This window comes from Vibrio barjaei (genome assembly GCF_001639065.2).
Taxonomy (GTDB): domain Bacteria; phylum Pseudomonadota; class Gammaproteobacteria; order Enterobacterales; family Vibrionaceae; genus Vibrio; species Vibrio barjaei.
Genome location: NZ_LQXO02000022.1, coordinates 192,637 through 210,869, shown reverse-complemented (window position 1 = coordinate 210,869; position 18,233 = coordinate 192,637). Strand labels below are relative to the sequence as shown.

Below are 18,233 nucleotides of genomic sequence, written 5' to 3'. Positions count from 1 at the left end.
TACCAACACTAAGCGGCACAAACTACCCCGCCAAACAACTTTAGATTCAAGCGACCATGTCCGGATGTCTTGAATCGTTAGCTTTACGATGTCAAAACGTTCAGTGGCACAAGGTCATCGGTTTCAGGGAATGTAATATTAAGAGCTTCTTCGCTGGCTCCGAGGTGTTCTTGCAATATCCCTTTTGTCACCGCTCTTATGTCAACCGTTGGTTTTAGGTCTCGACCTTCATGCAACTGAGTAGGCGATAATCCAGGCCAGTTACTCAAGACTTTTGACTGGCTAACCGCCCCGCCTATTACTAACATCGCGTTACCTGTGCCGTGATCGGTCCCTTTTGTACCATTCTCAGCGGCGGTTCGTCCAAACTCACTCGCTGCAATAACCACTGTCGATTGCCATTTTTCTCCTAATGCGGATTTTAACGCCGCCATACCTTGATCAAATTTACTTAGCTGATTAGCAAGTCTTCCTTTCTCGGCCCCCTGCGACGAGTGTGTATCCCAACCTCCCAGCTCTAGCACCACAATATTTGGACCATTGGGCGAACTCACAAACTTGCCAGCCTGTTTGGCTAAGTTGGTAAATTGTTTATTCTGACTGCCCCCCATGGACATTGACTCCAATTTCATCGCTTCCTCAAAATTAGCAGAGAGCTTTGCATCAGATTGGAACATTTCCGCTAATAAGTTGGCCTGCTCTTCTTCAGCTTTAAGCTTATGAGGAAACCAACTGCTGACTTTGACATCACCTTGAGCAATCAAAGGTAGTCCTGCATCTATAGCAATCGCTTGGTTGTTCTGTTGTGTCGTCAAAAAGCGATTCAACCACCCCACAGGATCAAACGGATCTGTAGATCCATTCTCTAGAATCTTCTGACCATCAAAGTGAGAGCGACTTCGATAGCCAGTAGCGCAAGCATGAACAAACATGGCTTGCTTGTCCTGATACATTTGATGAACACTTTTTAATGCTGGGTGTAAGCCAAACCCTTTATCTAGTGGATTAAGCTGCTCTTTGGAGAGTGCTATTGTCGGTCGCAACTTTTGGTAGTGCTCATCAAAACTTGGTACTACCACGTTAAGCCCATCCATCGCCCCGCGAAGTGTTATCCAAATCAGTACATTTGGGCTTTGCGTTGACGCAAAGGCGAAGTTGGGTAGCAAGGTAACCAGAGACGCTGCTCCAACGCCTTTCAAAAAATGTCGTCGTGTCGTCATAACCGTTTACCTATATTGAAACTGTGGGCTCATCCAAAGCGCAACAAACTTGGAACTGGCATCTTGTGCCTTATCTAACGCAGTCAGTAGGTGTTCATCGACTTCATTGCCATAAAGGCGTTGTACAATCTGTGTCACCCTATCATCAGGGTTCTGTTTACTACGCTCAATCCGGGTAATCAAAAGCTTGGCCACTTGGTTGGCGACTTGCCAACGCTGAGTCAATGCGGCCGAGCTATTATAATCCACATCGTTATCAGACCATCCTGCGGGCGACCCCGACATAAACGGCTCTTGCCCCAATTGTCTCAACATTGAATGCATCTGCTTCTGGTTGGGTTCAAAGTCAGCACTGCGGAGCACAGCAAAATACCATTCCTGAGGTGTACGAAAACGCAGGCGCTCATCTTTATTTTTGAGACTGCTATTAATCAATGTGAGATATACCGGAATTAACATGCCTTCGTTATCTATCCAGATTTTGGTGAGCTTATCCACCAATGAAGGGTGCCCTACGCCATAGAAATGCTCGACCAATTTGCCACAAAGGTGTCTTGCGGTATTTTCATGATTTGCAAGGTCGCGAAGACAGCTCATGCCCTGTTCTTCTCCTTGTTGATCGTACACTTTGCCCAATACGTTGATCGCACCAGGTTCATGCATGGTCGATGAAAAGCGGTAACCTGGGCTGTCAGGTTTAAAGCTCACGGTCCAACCTGTAATACCCTGCGCGAGTTCAACCACATCGTTTTGTGTATAGCCACCATCCACACCTAAAGTATGCAGCTCTAAAATCTCTCGTGCTAAGTTTTCATTGAGTCCTTTATTGCGTTTTTGTCCTGCCTTGGAATTAGGCCCAACTGATTGGTGGTTATCAAGGAAGATCAGCATGCTGGGGTGTTGAATCACAGCTATCAGCATACTCGGAAAATCGATAGACCAAAGCTCTCTGATTACTTCATTTTCAACGCCAGAAGCTATTGGGCGGACTCTGCGTGTATCCGCGGAGATCGCAAAATGGTTGCTCCAAAATTGGGTTAAACGTTCTTGAAAGCTTAGTGGGGTGTATAGGGTTTGTAAGTTTCGCGCATGAACAAGATTGCGGAAGTTTTCTTGAAAAAACGCGTTATTGGTTTTGGTAAACTGTTTCTTCTCTTCTGCGCTTTTTGCTGCCTTTCGTCTTCGATTCAGGTCACCAAAATGTGCCAACATTTCATCGGTAGATGGAAGCGATGAAATCGCCTTATGAGTATAAGCCTGAGCTTTAAGTTGCTCATTTAAGCTGTCTTCAGGCTCAGCATCGCCGACTCTTGGCCCAAAGCCAAATCTCTGCGAAACAATGTATTGGGCAGTGTCCTTGTTCTCCATGGCAACCTCTATAAGTATGCGATACCTAAAGCATTACACACTAAGCAAAAATTGCACACCTGCCCTGACGATAAAATAACAAAACGGCGCTCATTTGAGCGCCGTTTTAACTTTATCTGGATAGGCTTAAGAACGTTTAGGTTGCTTGTAAGTCTTACCTGCCGCCTTATACGTGTCGCTTTGCTTCATTTCGAACATAGCATCGAAGAACCACGCGACAAATTTAATGATGTCATCACCTTCGTTCATAATGTGCTCTACGTACTCTTGCTCGTCACCGTTATCATCGATGTCAGTAAACACATGATAAATACGCTGCTCGCCATCAACGTCCGCTAATGCAAATTGACCGCTTAAACTGTTTGCTGCCTCGACAATCTCTTGGTTCTCGACGCTTTTAAGCTTATTCAATGCATCTGGGAGTGTTGTGAACTCACAAAGCTGCATGACAAGTAGTTGAAATTCTAGTTGTTGCATTATCAATACCGTTATTAACCTAGCAAACTACAAGCTCGCCAGTTTGGTTTCTTGTTTCTCAAGCATAGAGTCTAACTCATCGCGACGTGCAATAAACTGCTTGAGCTCGTTCTTGGGCACAGAGTCTGCCATAGGAATGTTCGCTCGCATAGCATTAACTGGTCGCCCACGAGAAATCAATTCGTAATGCAAATGAGGTCCAGTCACTCGCCCGGTCGCTCCAGACAAGCCGATACGCGTACCACGAGTCACCTTTTGCCCTTTCTTCACCAGAATCTTACTTAAATGAAGATAACGAGTCTTGTACGGACCACCATGGTCGATAACGATATACTTACCAGCATATGGGTGGTTACGCACCATAGCAACAACGCCATCACCAGTGGTATACACATTAGTACCCGTACGAACACCGAAATCAGTACCGTTATGCGGTGCAACTCGACCAGTCACAGGATGGCGACGATTAGGATTAAAGCTCGAGGTAATACGGTGATTTTTCACAGGATAGCGCATAAATGCTCGCTGCAGACTGTCACCTTTAGCATCGTAGTACTGGCCATTAGTATGAAGGTAAGCCGAGTACATCGCGCCGCGATTAAAGATCTTAATCGCTTGTATTTCAGAGTTACCTGTTGCTGTACCATCAACAAACTGGCTGTTTTTAACGACTTCAAAACGGTCACCAGCACGGAGGTCACGAGTGAAACTCAGTTTGTCTTTAAGCAGGGTAACGACTTGGTCAATCTCACGGGGGTTTAGGCCCAACTTGTTCGCTGAAGAAGAGAAGCTTCCGTGAATTTCACCTACCAAAGCAACACTTTCCCAAACGCCTGGAATAGAGACATCCTTAAATTCGAAGCTACCATCATCTAAACGTGTATAAACGGCTTTTTCCGCCATACTACGTTGAACTTCAAGTTGACCGAGTGTGCCAGTGGCTTCATCTTGCCAAAATCGCATCTTGTCACCAGGACGTAGCGTATCGAGCACTAAGTAATCCAAATCCGTTTCCATTACTGACATCATATCTGAGTAAGGGAAACCAAGTTGGTCGAAAATTTGGCTCAAGCTGTCACCTGACTTTACGGTATAGGCGAATTTAGGTGGCAGTTCAGCTTTAGTTGGCTCAGGAGTGATGGCTTTGGCGATAGGTGAATCATTAAGGTCTAGCTCCACTGTTCCGTTAAGGTTTGAGCTAGGCAGACTATGAAGAAACAGAAACGCCGCGATGAGAGGCACGGTAAAAGCGAGGCCGCGTTTTAGTTTTCGAGACGGTGTCTTTGCCGCGCATACGCCGTCTATAGGTTGATTCGATTGCACAATGGTTCCAATGCATTCCATTAAAAAAGAGCCAACAGATTAATCGTTTCTTCGGTGAATTGCATCCGATTGTGGGGAAAATTAAGGTAAAACCTGTGATAAGAATGTAAAAAAGCGAAGCTTGTCGCCTCGCTTTCTACAAAATCAGCATTACTGAGAACTAGGCTTCACATGCCTGTGCTGTTTTTACAATGCAGTTGTCAGCACCGAAGCCATTTGGTACATAGTTATCTGCTTCAGCATCATTGACCCAGTCGTTCTCATTCACGAGGTAGCGGAATTGAAACTCCGCATTTTTTGGTAGACGGGTTTTATATTTGAAAGATTTAGTTTTCGCGATTTTCTTCATTGGCATAGGTTGCCAATCGTGAAAGTCTGCTACTAGTACCGCACTTTCAATATTGGTCGCATCCAGTTCGAACGTGACTTCTACTTCATCTTTAGTTTTAAAAAAACGCTTATTGATCATTTGCAAGCTCCGTTTGTCTAAAAAATAACAACATCAAAGTGTCATATTATGTAATCAAGCTCACATTCTCAACACAATAAGTGACAAAGATGCATATCATTTACGGCTGGAAACAAATTCCAATTAACATCCTGTCAATTTGCCATTTTTCAGTGTGCAAACCAGTGAGTTTTCCTTTGTTGGCGTTTCTGCCATTGACTGTTCAGGACCATGGTTTTTGAACTTTAATGTTACATCCTGTCCAGATAAGTCTAAAGATTCAATGTCCACGCGATCCCCTACTAGTTTAGCGTCAGTAAGGATTACTCGCTGCCTTGATTCGTCCCAATTAAACAAACCAAGGTAATAGAAGACACCCGAGCCTTGGTTACTCACGGCAAATGGTACAACAGAAAAATGAAGCTTATCGTTTTCAAACATAAGCTGTTTAAATTGATACAGAAGGTAGACGTTGCCACGCTCCATACCATCATCATAGCTCCCTGCAGCCACTTGTTTATCAACATCGATGTCAGTAAGTAGAGAAAACGCACTGGTTTCTGGTACCTGAATTGTCCATGGATTAACCACTTTCACGCCTAGAATAGTCTCTACGACGACATCAGCCTTTTCTACTTGATGAGAAGGAAACTTGGCCAGTATCTCCTCATCACTCATCGAAAATCGATAGACTCCAGCCACAATGACAACGACGAGAAGACAAAGTGGGATCAGTAAAATCAGTGGCACTGGAAGTTTCTTGCGAGGCATTATGATAATTCTCAATAAGTTAAGTTCTTCGTTTAGTGTAGCGCTTTCGATTACTAAGCTCAAAGAGTAACAACCCACTATACTTAAACAGATTTACAAAGCCTAATCACCAGACATTGTTTTGCATATCATCGGTAACTTTAGTGCTTAATTATGAATATTTAGGCTTTATCGATGAATAGTATTGCCTTGATTAATAAAAAGCAGTAATCTTGCGCGCAATGAGCAAATATGGATGTTTAGTGAATAAATAGGCAACGGAATTGTCCATTATTAACTAGTTGTAACACGAGAGAAAAATGCAAAATAGCGCTCAATCTGTTCCTGAATCTGGAAAAAAAGGCAACTTCTGGATGTTCTTCATCCCGTCTTTAATTGGCCTGTTCCTATTTATGGCTCCAATCACCTTCGACGGTGGTTTAACTATACCTGTTGCTGTCTTAGCTAAGTCACTACAAGCGGCGGTTGGCGACTTCATCGTACCTCTGGTTACCGCTATTATCGCATTTATGGCTATCGCCTCAGTCATCACCCGCATTGCTAAGCCGCCATTCATTAATAACAATGAATTTTTAAACGGTCTATTTAATCCAAGTCCAATGTGGTTAGCGGTTCGTTTGATCGGCGGTTTGGCGGTAGTAATGACTTACTTCCAAGTCGGTCCTCAAGCGATTTGGGAAGAAAACACCGGTGGTCTAGTCCTTGAAGGCCTACTACCTACTCTATTTGCCGTCTTTATCTTTGCAGGCTTATTGCTACCTCTTTTGCTTAATTTTGGTTTGTTAGAACTATTTGGTGCATTATTGAGTAAAATCATGCGCCCTGTATTCAACCTACCAGGCCGCGGTGCTATCGACTGTATGGCGTCTTGGTTGGGTGATGGTAGTGTTGGTATTCTTCTGACGAGCAAGCAGTACGAAAACAAGTTCTACACCATGCGTGAAGCCGCCGTTATTGGTACTACGTTCTCAGCAGTATCAATCACGTTCAGCTTAGTGGTTATCGCTCAGGTCGAGCTTGAACACCTGTTTTTGCCGTTTTATGGCGCTATCTGTTTAGCCGGTGTTGTTGCAGCGATCATCATTCCTCGTTTGCCACCGCTACGTAACAAAAAAGACGTGTTCATTGACGGTACTAAACCAGCTAAAGACGCTGAAGTGATTCCTGAAGGCCATTCTACTTTCTCTTGGGGTCTTGATTTGGCACTTAAAAGAGCAGGCACTGTCACCTCAGCAAAATCGGTATTTGGTGAAGGTATTAAGAATGCCGTAGATATGGTGTTTGGGGTACTTCCTGTGGTTATGGGTCTAGGTACTGTCGCGCTTGTTATCGCCGAATATACTTCAGTGTTTGAAACGCTAGGTACACCGTTTATTCCTTACCTAGAGTTATTGGGCGTACCTGAAGCAGTTGCGGCATCTAAGACTATGGTTGTTGGCTTTGCAGACATGTTTATTCCCTCAATCCTAGCGGCATCAATCAATAGTGAAATGACGCGTTTTGTTATCGCTGCGATGTCCGTTACTCAGCTTATCTATATGTCTGAAGTGGGTGCTCTACTACTTGGTAGCCGTATCCCAGTAAACATCTTCGAACTGTTTGCTATCTTCATCCTGCGTACTTTGATTACACTACCTGTTATCGCTGGTGTAGCGCATTTGATTTTCTAGTTGATTAAATTGCTCAGCTAAAGAGGCTCACTTCGGTGGGCCTTTTTTGTATGACTCATCTTTTGCTTTTCCATTCAACAAATCGTATCGGCCATAATTCAAACCTTTCTTTCTACCATTCCCCTCACTCATTCCTATACTCAATAAGAGACTCGCTACTTTAAGCTCCCACATGCCAACGGAGTCGTGTTGTTATTCATTATTGGACAATTCCTACTGTCATTCGTTACGGTCCAACATCGTGTAACGTAGAGGCTTTTTGAAGCGATAAGTTATGAGGAAATCAACAAGAACATCATGGTGACGGTAAGACGCGGTAAGCGTTCACCAATGACGAGAGGCAGGCGAAGTATTTCGGCGTAATATCAGGTAGTTGTACAACTATTAAAGCTAGCAATCTAAACAAGAAAACGGAGCCAATGGGCTCCGTTTATATAAGGCAGTGTTTCTGTTCTATAAGGCTAAGCGCTTAGAAGAAGTACTTGAAGCGTACACGAACACCTTTATCTGATTCTTCTTCGAATGCTTTGATATCAGTTTGGTCATCGATAGTCGTGTAGTATGCACCAAGATAGATTGAGAAATCTTCAACTTGTAGTACATCAGCAAACTCGTAAGAAGCATATACAGTATCTACTTTCGCTTTACCGTCTGCAGAACTTGCGATTTCTTTACGCTCATAGTCGTTATTCGCGTGGATATAACCTAGACCAAAGCCTTTGTACAACGCGTTCACGCCTACAGTCATGTTGTTCTCATCAACCGCATCCATGTATGCAAAGTTAGCGATCAAGTTCCAGTCTGCTGTTGTGTAGTTTGCAGTCACACCGTAACCCATACGGTCAGAGATATCTACGCCGTCAGTAGTAACAACCGCATCTTTAACAAGGTTTGTCTCAAGAGACGCTGCGATACCGAAGTTACCTGCTTGGTAGCCAACTACTGGACGCAGAAGTACAGAGTCCTTAGTGTTATCGCGGTCGATAGTTGCACCGTGATAATCTGTGCCTGAGAATAGATCAGAGCGGTCACCAATCATCGAACCTAGTTCTAGGTATAGGTTGTTGAACGTTTGGCTATACATGATCTGACCGTCAGAACCACGACCACGAGCTTCTTTCATTTGGTACACATAAGGAGCAGCATCAGAAACTAGTTCGTTAGAAGTATCACCAGAGTACTCTAGGAACGTATCTTGACCTACAGGGAACATATCGAACGCCTCGAAACGACCCATACGTAGGTTCCAGCCATCTTGCTTACCGAATGCAAACCATGCGTCATCCAGTGCAACTTCGCCGTTGCTTTGCATTAGAGGTTGAACATTTACTTGGAAAACATGACCAGATTCAGTGTAACGCTCGCCAGCAAATTCAAGAAGAATACGACCAGTTTGGTTGAAGTTATTGCTGTCCTCACCTTCTAGATCTTGGAAGTTGAAATCGAACTCAACATCACCACCAATTGAGAAGTTGCCTGTCTCGCTATCAGCGATAGAGATACCAGCGTTTGCCGCCATTGCAGAAGAAACAAGTACTGCAGCTAGCGATAGTTTGAAAGTATTTTTCATTATTAACCCCAAGGATTGTAATTAACTATTTTTGTTATTTTTTAAAAGCTATTGAGTTGTCGTGAATAAGCGTCGTTAAACTTTGAAAACTCATTCACCAGTCACATCACTCAAAAGTTTGAAAATCATGTACCGAATGAACGAGACAAATTTTCACTAATATCCCGACATGCAGCAATCCTAAGAATTTGAAAATGCCTATCTAAATCACGTTTTTATAAAAATGCAAATATTCTTAAATATCAATATCTTATATATAAATAAATATACATTTAGCTTTAAAAACATTTATTGAGGTAATTTAGGGGAACTTTTTGGCGGATAAATTACTTTCAGTGATCTGGCTCACACACATAGTAATTCTTAACTACTATTTAAATTATTAATTATGAGTTTCCAGAATGTAACAATGGTGTGAATGTATTTTCTATGTCACCTCTAAGGCTCATGTTTATTTTTTCCATACTATTTGTATTGCCTTTCTATTCATCTAGCTCTCGTGCTCCATGCAATGTCTCTGATACCAAGTGTAACAATATGCATAAAAAGCCTTGCTATTAGACTCATATGGTCTAAGTTAGAGATAAGGAAGAACAAAGGAGTGATGCGGATATGAACCATGCGCTAGAAAAAGACATTGTCGACGCTATGCATCATTTAAATACTGAGCAGCTTCGCGACGTGAAGCGATTTGTTGAGCGTTTATCAACACGCCAACAGCCCAGCGATTTGGTTACGGAAGAAGAATTAGCCATGATTATGGAGCTAAGTACATCAAAGCGAAGCTATCGCTAATATGGAACTACAAATCTCAAAAGCAAAACGACCAGCTGCAGGCTGGTCGTTTTGCTTTTGTTACGGTAGAGCACCGCTATGATGAAGTTCGTTTGACAGGCTAGAAGTTTTAATCAAGAGCAGCCACATTATATAAATGAGCAAGCTGACTGGTCATTTCTTTGGCATTTCGTTCACAGATTCGAGCGCCTTCCTTCTCTATTTTGAGCTCTGCTAGTAAGTGACGGCGTCACAGAATTTATTTAGTTGTGACGCTGACGAATGACAGCAGGAACACTAGCTTTGTATTGGTAATTGGAGTCAGACATGGCTTTTTGCAGGAAATCAAATACCTCCGACGCTATTTGGCTACAGTCTTGCTCTATAGAGTCTATCTGTAACGGTAAGCAGTCCAATATGGCGTAATTATCAAACGTAGCAATTCGCATCCGCTCATTGGTTGCTGTTGCAAACAGAGCGTGTTCGTTAAGATAGCGCAGTACCCCTTCTAACAATGAATAAGATGCCGTAAATAAACAGTGTGGCAATCGACCAAGTTCATCAACACACGCTGCCATCATATCGTAACCACTTGAAGGCTGATAATCACGATTGAACACTAAGTTCTGATTCAACGGAATCTGGTTTGCAGCTAACGCATCTACGTAACCTTGATAGCGTTCTTTACTTGGTGAAAGCTCTAATTGTCCACCGATAAACACACACTCTGCCACGTTTTTCGTATGTTCTGTTAATAACATTCTCGTTGCATCGTAAGCGTCAGTGGTCACCATATTAAAATCTGAAGATTCAAACGAACGGTCAAAGAAAACAAGCGGAAGATCGTCAGGTAATCCGCTATAAAAAGCGTCACTGGTGAGGCAAGATGCAATCATGATGCCGTCGACTTGGCGTGATATCAGATTGTCTACTGCGCGCATTTCTGTTTCAGGGTCATCATCGGTTGAAGCCAGCAATAACTGATAGCCTGATGCTAAGCAGAGACGTTCCAATTCTTTGGCAATAGACGCAAAGCCAAGGTTGAGTAGATCGGGAATCACAAGTCCAAAAGTAGAGCTCTTTTTTGATTTTAGCGCTCGGGCATAGACACTAGGCGAATAGTTATTCTCTTGCACAACATGCAGTACTCTCTCCACGGTTTCTTTCGTGATTCGATGCTTTTCTGCATGTCCATTCAATACAAAGCTCACCGTTGATTTCGATACACCAGCGAGTTTTGCTATATCAGCAAGTTTTAGTTTTTTGCTCATTCCTTCCTACTCATCCACTCGGTCAGTTTGATCTTATTTTCCTAAAAGATCGTGTGTGAGATCACAAATTCATTTTCAATCCATTAGAGGTGTATTAAAACACATTTTCTTTGCTAAATCGATTTAGTAGACTAAAAACAACTTAGTTAATACAGGATTTTTCTCATGAGCAAAGTGTGGGTAACCGGAGATGCCGTCGTAGATTTGATACCAGATACGGCAACTACCTATTTGAAATGTCCAGGTGGTGCGCCTGCAAACGTAGCCGTAGCTATCGCACGGTTAGGCGGTAACACTGGATTTTTCGGTCGCGTCGGACAAGACCCGCTAGGTCGCTTTATGAAGCAGACTTTGAGCGACGAAAACGTCAATACAGAGTATATGCTGCTTGATGATCAACAGCGCACGTCTACCGTTATTGTCGACTTAGATGACAGCGGTGAGCGCAGCTTTACCTTTATGGTTAAGCCTAGTGCCGACCAGTTTATGCAGAAAAGTGACATTCCTGCTTTCGAGAAAGGCGAATGGCTGCACGTTTGTTCAATCGCCCTTGCTAATGAACCTAGCCGCAGTTCTACGATTGACGCAATGAAACAAATTAAGGCTGCTGGAGGCTTTGTTAGCTTCGACCCTAACTTGCGTGATGAGGTCTGGGGCGATCAAAACTTGATCAAACCTGTTTGCCGAGAAGCTATTGCGCTAGCCGATGTGGTTAAGTTTTCAGACGACGAACTCATGTTCCTCACAGACACCAACACCTTAGAGGCTGGTATTGAAGCACTTGAACCCTTTGGCAATACATTGGTTTTGATTACTCAAGGAGCAAAGGGGGCACTGGTAATTCGTGGCACACAACAAGAGTTGATCGCTGGCACTCCAGTGAAACCCGTCGATACGACAGGTGCAGGCGATGCCTTTGTTGGTGGTCTGTTAACTCGCCTGTCAAAAACAGAAAGCTGGGTAAATGATGAAACCATTCATGACGCTGTACGATGGGCTAACGGTTGTGGGGCATTAGCAACCACGCAAAAAGGCGCAATGACCGCACTGCCTAATGAAAGTGCGCTTTTGGAGTACATCAAGTAATCCCCCTGGCACGAAACAAAAACGCTTAACATAGTTCATGTTAAGCGTTTTTTTAATTCTATTGTCTGAAAGGGCAACCTACACCGACACAACACACTGTTCCATCAACGCTTCTGGACTTTTCCATGTATAGACATACTCATCGACATGGCGCCCACATGGCGATTCGCCACGCTGTTTTAACGCTTTGTTTGCACCTATGGATTCATAGAACTTAATAGCGTTCGCATTATCCGCCAGTACTTCCAAAAACACACCATTGTCTGGATAGTACTTACCAGCCCATTCCATTGCCAACGCGATCAGTTTCTTTGCCACACCTTTACCTTGCGCACTTGCTCTAACGTGAAGGTTATCAATGATAGTACCGAACTCGACATTATGATTACCAAACAGGCAGATAAAACCCGCTAATTCGCCTTGGTGCTCGGCAATAATGACATGTTGGCTGAAAGGAGGATTTAATAGTCGGGTTTGCCAAACCAGTTGCTTGTCTTCAAGAACCGACTCGTCTAAATAGGACTGACGCATGATGCCTTTATAGGCTTTTTGCCAACTTACCGCGTGTAGCTCCGCCACACTTTGGTAGTCAGAATATTCTGCTACTCTAAATTCCATTTTATAGTACCTACTGCTTAAGTTTTTACATATCCTTTCATTACATACTAATTATCTGCGACTAAAATGCAATCCATGCTGCATAAGTAATGGGCAAGTTGCACAAAAAAAGGGAGATCTTTCACGATCTCCCTTTATAAGTAGGATTACTGGCCTACTGGCAGCATATTACGCTAGCAATAGGCTCTTGCGAACTTGCCAGCACAAGTCACGCTGTAGTTACCCGCAGAGGCAGGAACGAACACTGAATGACCGCGTTCAACCGTCATGGTTTCGCCATCTAGATGCGTCAATACAATTGGCTCATCCAATGCAAATAGAATCTCCGGTGTCGTGACGTTAACAAATCGGTCTTGTTGGTCAACGTAGACGCTAAATTTAAAGTCTTCTACCGGGATTGGATAGTGCTCCGCACCATTATCCATTTCTGGTTGAGTTAACAACTCCTCGCGCAGCTTAGGTTCAAAAATGGTGCAAGAAGCCAACTCTTCAACATCAATGTGCTTTGGCGTTAGGCCTGCACGAAGCACGTTGTCTGAACTCGCCATAATTTCAAGTCCAGTACCACGACAGTATGCGTGTGGAGTACAAGCGTGCAGGAACATCGCTTCGCCAGGTTCAAGCGTCAATACGTGTAAGAATAATGGAGAGAAAAGACCAATATCACCAGGGTAGAGATCCTTTAGCCATAAGATGAGCTCAAAGGTTTCGTCGCCTTGTTTGGTCTCAGCGAAGGCAAGCAACTTATTCAATGCCGCATCTTTTGCTTGGCCGTCAAGCTTCAGCATACTAACAAACAACGCCTCAAGACCTGTCGCGTCTAGAGATGCTGTATAAGCATTAATAAGAGGCGCTAGTTCCTCAATATTAAGCTGTTCGAAGTTGCTTAAGATCTCTTCATAAGAACGGAAACCATTCATTGCTTGGTAACGTGTCAATGCATAAACCAACTCTGGTTTATGGTTTGGATCTTTATAATTACGGTTTGCTGCGTTACGCGCGATACCAGCAGCTTCTTCTTTGGCAAACCCTTCTTCCGCCTGAGCCTTGCTCGGGTGAACCTGAATAGACAAAGCGCTCGCTGCTGCAAGGACTTTGAACAGGTAAGGCAGCTCACCAAATTTCTGGCTAATGGCTTCACTCAAAACATCATTTAGGTTATCAGAAACAAACTGATCCAGACGCAAAGTCTTATCTGCGGTAACCACTTCAGAGCAGCCTCCTGGGTGTGCACCCATCCAAATCTCAGCTTGTGGTTTGTTGTCTGGGTTGGCAATACCAAACAAAGTGTTAATAGAGGTCACGCTACCCCAAGCATAATCTTGGATTACGTTCTGCATAGGTAAGAAATGTTGATGTTTCATTTTTCAGTCCAAGCGATTATTAAATTCTTCTGAGCAGCAATGTATCTTAATCATGGTATCGAGATTTTGATCGCTCTCATTTTGTCAGCACAAATTAGCAGACTTTAGAGTAAAACTGTATAGTTTTTAAGTAAGGGATTGAAAAAAGATATTCAACGGAGAAATGGTATCTTGGGGAAGAAACCAATCCATTAACCCGCTGTAATCAAAAGATTTTATTCCATAACTAAATAGGTTAGAGATTATTAACCGCTGTTGGGAACAGGCAAAAACTGCGATAGACCTAAGGTACAATTTGGTTTATTACTCCTAGACAAATTGCAAAACGCACAAAAAAAGCCCCCTCGGGCTCGAATCGAGGGGGCTTATATTATCCGACCTACCGTCGTTCTATTTTGCTACTTCAGTGATGATGGCTTCCAGCTTGTCTAAACCTTCTGCCAAGACATCTGATTCAATCGTTAATGGCGGAAGCAAGCGAATGACATTGGCTTTCACCCCACATGACAACAGAATCAAACCATTTTCTTGTGCTTTGCTAATCACCGCTTTAGTTACTTCTTGCAGTGGCTGCCCCGATTGTGGATCGATAAACTCAATCGCCATCATTGCGCCAATGGTACGAATCTCACCAATCGCAGGCACTGTTTTTTGAAGCTCAGTCATGCGCGCATTAACCACTTCACCAATGCCTTGAGCTTTAGCGCATAGCTGCTCCTCTTCAATTATCTTAAGCACTTCCAAACCGGCAACACAGCCTAGTGGAGAACCAGCGTAAGTACCACCTAGGCCACCAGGCAACGCAGAATCCATGACGTCCGCTTTACCGACAACGGCAGAGATTGGGAAACCACCAGCAATTCCTTTCGCCATGGTCATCATATCTGGTTCAATATCCAGATACTCCGTTGCGAACATTTTACCGGTACGAGCAAAGCCTGTTTGGATTTCATCTGCTATCAGCAAAATACCGTGCTGATCACAGAGGTTGCGCAGTGCCTGAGCAAATTCCGCTGGCGCTTGGTAAAAACCTCCCTCACCTTGTACAGGCTCGAAAATGATCGCCGCAACGCGACTAGGTTCAATATCGCAAGCAAACAAATCTTGTAGTGCCTGTAAGCTATCCTCCGTACTGATACCGTGGAACGCATTTGGATAAGGTGCATGGTAGATTTCGTTTGGGAAAGGACCAAAGCCCGCTTTGTATGGTGCGATTTTTCCCGTCAATCCCATGGTCATATTGGTACGACCGTGAAAACCACCTTTGAAGGCGATCACGCCGCTACGCCCAGTATGAGCACGAGCTACTTTCACTGCGTTTTCAACCGCTTCGGCACCCGTTGTTAGGAAAATCGCTTTCTTTTCCGAATCGCCCGGAGCAATATCAGTCAGCTTTTCTGCCAGCTCAACGAAAGATTCATACGGTGTCACCATAGCGCAAGTATGAGAGAAACTGTCGATCTGAGCTTTTACAGCGTCAGTGATGCGCGAGTTTGAGTGACCAGTGTTTGTCACCGCAATGCCCGCCGCAAAATCAATGTATTTGTTACCATCGACATCCCATACATGAGCGTTGTCAGCCTTCTCAACATAAAGTGGGTACAGCGCGCCCATACCCTGAGCGATAACTTTGCTTCTTCTTTCGTGTAGTTGTTGGTTTTTCATTGTTTAATCCTTTTTTGTTACCGCTAAACGTTTAGTTGCCACCAAAGCACAGGTATTTCACATCCATATATTCGTCGATACCCTGCTTCGCACCTTCACGTCCAATACCCGACTGCTTCACGCCGCCAAATGGTGCTACTTCTGTCGAGATAATACCTTCATTAATGCCGACCATACCGTATTCCAGTGCTTCTGCTACTTTCCAAACACGGTGGATGTTCTGGCTGTAGAAGTACGACGCCAAACCGTAAATCGTGTCGTTCGCCATTTCGATAAGTTCTTCATCCGTATCAAAACGAATCACCGGTGCCACCGGGCCAAAGATCTCTTCTTGAACGATATCCATGCTGTGTTTCACATCTTTGAGGACGACTGGCTGCATAAACAAACCGTCTAGTTGCTTAAGAGGAGTGACAGGCACAGCACCTTGCTCTACCGCACGGTCAATCAGAGCTTGGATGCCCTGTTTTGCACTTTCATTGATAACTGGACCAATGTTGACACCTTCATCTAAGCCGTTTCCGACTTTTAACTGCTGTACTGCTGCATCAAATTTCGTTACGAACTCATCGTACACTTTGCTGTGCACATAGAATCGGTTAGCACATACACAAGTTTGACCCGCATTACGGAACTTAGAGGCCATAGCGCCCTGCACAGCTGCATCAATATCAGCATCATCGAAAACAATGAATGGTGCGTTACCACCCAGTTCCATCGACGTGCGTTTGATGTCTTTTGCCGCTTGTTGCATCAATACGCTGCCCACTTGAGTAGAACCAGTGAAAGACAGCTTGCGAATCAATGGGTGAGAAGTGAAGATCGCGCCGATTTTGCGTGAGCTTTCACCTAGAACCACTTGTAGCGCGTCTTTCGGAATGCCCGCTTGGTACGCGAGTTCCACAATTGCAAATGCAGACAGCGGTGTTGAATCCGATGGCTTAACGACAAAAGTACAACCGGCAGCCAATGCAGGACCTGCTTTACGTGTGATCATAGCGATAGGGAAGTTCCATGGCGTAATCGCACATGCGACACCAATAGGTTGCTTGATGGTTACCAAGCGCTTATCTGCCGTTGGTCCCGGAATGGAGTCACCATAGGTGCGTTTGGCTTCTTCAGCAAACCATTCAATAAAGCTGGCACCATACAGAACCTCACCCGCGGCTTCTGCCAATGGCTTACCCTGTTCAACAGTCATGATGCGAGCAAGGTCGTCTTTGTTCTCAAGAATTAGTTGATACCAGCGGTTTAATAATACTGCGCGCGACTTAGCTGGCACTTTGGCCCACTCTTTCTGCGCCACATGAGCTCGTTCGATCGCATCCATCAGCTCAGGTTCAGATGAAATAGGAGCATGACCCACAAGTTCGCCTGTTGCTGGGTTTGTCACGGCTACAGCGTTATCCGCTGCCGTTACCATAAAGGAGAGTAAGCTCTTATTATTTATTTGCTGCATGGTAATTCCTTTTGTTCCTACTCCTAGCTTTCACTAGGAATGCTGTGGATAAAAAGCAGATGAATCCTAAGCGGGAATCTGCTGGGTAATGCAGTGAATATTGCCACCGCCTAGTAAAACTTCTCGTGTTGGTATGCCAACAATCTCATAATCAGGAAGCGCTTTTGTCAAAATCTCGATAGCAGTATCGTCATACTGGGCATCAAGTAATGGCAAAAATATATGCCCGTTCACCATCAAAAAGTTAGCATAGGAAGCACTCAGGCGCTCACCTTCGAGACGATTCATACCATCGCTTGATTCAATTCCATTCGCTTCTTCCTGCGAATAGTAAAGAGGACCCGGAACGGGGATTTTGACAATCTCAATGGCTCGACCTTTTGCATCAGTTTGTGCACTAAGCGCCGCATGCGCTTCCCGTGATAGCTTAAATTGCGGATCGAAGGGATCATCTGTCCAGCTGAGTACCACTTTTGCTGGAGCGACAACGTGAAGTAAGTTGTCAACATGCCCATCCGTTTCATCATTAAACAAACCGTTTGGAAGCCAAACGACCTTTTCGATACCAAGATATTCGGCGAGTAGCGCTTCTATCTGTTGTTTACTTAGTTCTGGGTTACGTCCCGGACTTAATAAGCATTCTTCAGTCGTGTATAACGTGCCTTCGCCATCGGTGTGGATCGCGCCACCCTCCAGAACAAAAGGAGCGCGATAATGATCGATTCCCAACACATCACAGACGGATGCCGCAACTTTATCGTCATCACTCCAGTCTTCGTAAAGGCCGTTAAACTCGCCTCCCCAAGCATTGAACTTCCAACTGACACCGCGTCTCTCTCCCGATGAGTTCACCACAACGGTAGGACCGATGTCGCGCATCCAAGAATCGTTGAACGCCATTTCAACCAGTTTGACGGATGAGTGCAGCATACTTCTTGCAGTTTCATATTGCGATGAGCTTACCGCAACAGAAACACAAACTACGTCCGCAATCGCATTCGCCACATTAGCAAAGGTCTGTTGCGCAGGTTTCGCACTAGCGCGCCAATTATCACGACGCTCAGGCCATGCCAACCAGACCTCTCTGACTGGTTCATATTCAGCAGGAAAATAGAAACCGTCTTGCTTTGGGGTCGTATCGAGTTTCAT

The 18,233-nt window shown here is 44.3% G+C and carries 16 protein-coding genes; 3 read left to right on the top strand and 13 right to left on the bottom strand.

Annotation, left to right across the window (positions count from 1 at the left end; all coding sequences use genetic code 11):
• Positions 1 to 83: 83 nt before the first annotated feature.
• The 6 genes from AWH66_RS11530 to AWH66_RS11505 form a co-directional block, all read right to left on the bottom strand.
• The gene (locus tag AWH66_RS11530) at positions 84 to 1,220 is read right to left on the bottom strand and encodes a DUF1501 domain-containing protein (protein WP_063603087.1); all 1,137 of its coding nucleotides are present in this window, start codon (positions 1,218 to 1,220) and stop codon (positions 84 to 86) included.
• A gap of 6 nt (positions 1,221 to 1,226) precedes the next feature.
• Positions 1,227 to 2,588 (bottom strand): DUF1800 domain-containing protein, encoded by a 1,362-nt coding sequence (locus AWH66_RS11525; protein ID WP_063603086.1) that lies wholly within the window; start codon positions 2,586 to 2,588, stop codon positions 1,227 to 1,229.
• 126 nt (positions 2,589 to 2,714) lie between these two features.
• Positions 2,715 to 3,065, bottom strand: coding sequence for a hypothetical protein (locus tag AWH66_RS11520; protein WP_063603085.1), 351 nt, complete (start codon positions 3,063 to 3,065; stop codon positions 2,715 to 2,717).
• A gap of 27 nt (positions 3,066 to 3,092) precedes the next feature.
• Complete coding sequence (locus AWH66_RS11515) at positions 3,093 to 4,409, bottom strand: peptidoglycan DD-metalloendopeptidase family protein (protein WP_083400016.1); 1,317 nt, start codon at positions 4,407 to 4,409, stop codon at positions 3,093 to 3,095.
• Positions 4,410 to 4,548: 139 nt separating this feature from the next.
• On the bottom strand, positions 4,549 to 4,857 hold the full coding sequence (locus tag AWH66_RS11510; protein WP_063603084.1) for an isoamylase early set domain-containing protein: 309 nt from the start codon (positions 4,855 to 4,857) through the stop codon (positions 4,549 to 4,551).
• Positions 4,858 to 4,980: 123 nt separating this feature from the next.
• A complete protein-coding gene (locus AWH66_RS11505; protein ID WP_063603083.1) occupies positions 4,981 to 5,607 on the bottom strand; it encodes a hypothetical protein in 627 nt (208 codons plus the stop codon).
• A gap of 299 nt (positions 5,608 to 5,906) precedes the next feature.
• Between AWH66_RS11505 and AWH66_RS11500 the strand changes: the two genes are divergently transcribed.
• Positions 5,907 to 7,277 carry a YjiH family protein gene (locus AWH66_RS11500; RefSeq protein WP_063603082.1) on the top strand — a complete coding sequence of 457 codons (1,371 nt, stop codon included), beginning with the start codon at positions 5,907 to 5,909 and terminating at the stop codon, positions 7,275 to 7,277.
• A 469-nt stretch (positions 7,278 to 7,746) separates the two neighbouring features.
• Here the strand turns inward: AWH66_RS11500 and AWH66_RS11495 are convergent, their stop codons facing one another.
• Positions 7,747 to 8,847, bottom strand: coding sequence for a carbohydrate porin (locus AWH66_RS11495; protein WP_063603081.1), 1,101 nt, complete (start codon positions 8,845 to 8,847; stop codon positions 7,747 to 7,749).
• A 612-nt stretch (positions 8,848 to 9,459) separates the two neighbouring features.
• Between AWH66_RS11495 and AWH66_RS11490 the strand changes: the two genes are divergently transcribed.
• Positions 9,460 to 9,642, top strand: coding sequence for a hypothetical protein (locus AWH66_RS11490; RefSeq protein WP_038227355.1), 183 nt, complete (start codon positions 9,460 to 9,462; stop codon positions 9,640 to 9,642).
• A 242-nt stretch (positions 9,643 to 9,884) separates the two neighbouring features.
• Here the strand turns inward: AWH66_RS11490 and AWH66_RS11485 are convergent, their stop codons facing one another.
• Positions 9,885 to 10,892, bottom strand: coding sequence for a LacI family DNA-binding transcriptional regulator (locus AWH66_RS11485; protein ID WP_063603080.1), 1,008 nt, complete (start codon positions 10,890 to 10,892; stop codon positions 9,885 to 9,887).
• Between the two features lie 165 nt (positions 10,893 to 11,057).
• On the opposite strand from AWH66_RS11485, the gene AWH66_RS11480 reads away from it, so the two are divergent.
• The gene (locus AWH66_RS11480) at positions 11,058 to 11,978 is read left to right on the top strand and encodes an aminoimidazole riboside kinase (RefSeq protein ID WP_063603079.1); all 921 of its coding nucleotides are present in this window, start codon (positions 11,058 to 11,060) and stop codon (positions 11,976 to 11,978) included.
• Between the two features lie 78 nt (positions 11,979 to 12,056).
• Here AWH66_RS11480 and AWH66_RS11475 read toward each other — a convergent pair whose 3' ends face one another.
• From AWH66_RS11475 to aguA, 5 genes are all read right to left on the bottom strand, one after another.
• A complete protein-coding gene (locus tag AWH66_RS11475) occupies positions 12,057 to 12,596 on the bottom strand; it encodes a GNAT family N-acetyltransferase (protein ID WP_063603078.1) in 540 nt (179 codons plus the stop codon).
• Positions 12,597 to 12,769: 173 nt separating this feature from the next.
• The gene (manA, locus tag AWH66_RS11470) at positions 12,770 to 13,960 is read right to left on the bottom strand and encodes a mannose-6-phosphate isomerase, class I (protein ID WP_063603077.1); all 1,191 of its coding nucleotides are present in this window, start codon (positions 13,958 to 13,960) and stop codon (positions 12,770 to 12,772) included.
• A 390-nt stretch (positions 13,961 to 14,350) separates the two neighbouring features.
• Positions 14,351 to 15,625 carry a 4-aminobutyrate--2-oxoglutarate transaminase gene (gabT, locus tag AWH66_RS11465; RefSeq protein WP_063603076.1) on the bottom strand — a complete coding sequence of 425 codons (1,275 nt, stop codon included), beginning with the start codon at positions 15,623 to 15,625 and terminating at the stop codon, positions 14,351 to 14,353.
• A 31-nt stretch (positions 15,626 to 15,656) separates the two neighbouring features.
• Positions 15,657 to 17,084: an NAD-dependent succinate-semialdehyde dehydrogenase gene (locus AWH66_RS11460; RefSeq protein ID WP_063603075.1), complete on the bottom strand. Its 1,428-nt coding sequence runs from the start codon at positions 17,082 to 17,084 to the stop codon at positions 15,657 to 15,659.
• A gap of 66 nt (positions 17,085 to 17,150) precedes the next feature.
• A complete protein-coding gene (gene aguA / locus AWH66_RS11455; protein WP_063603074.1) occupies positions 17,151 to 18,233 on the bottom strand; it encodes an agmatine deiminase in 1,083 nt (360 codons plus the stop codon).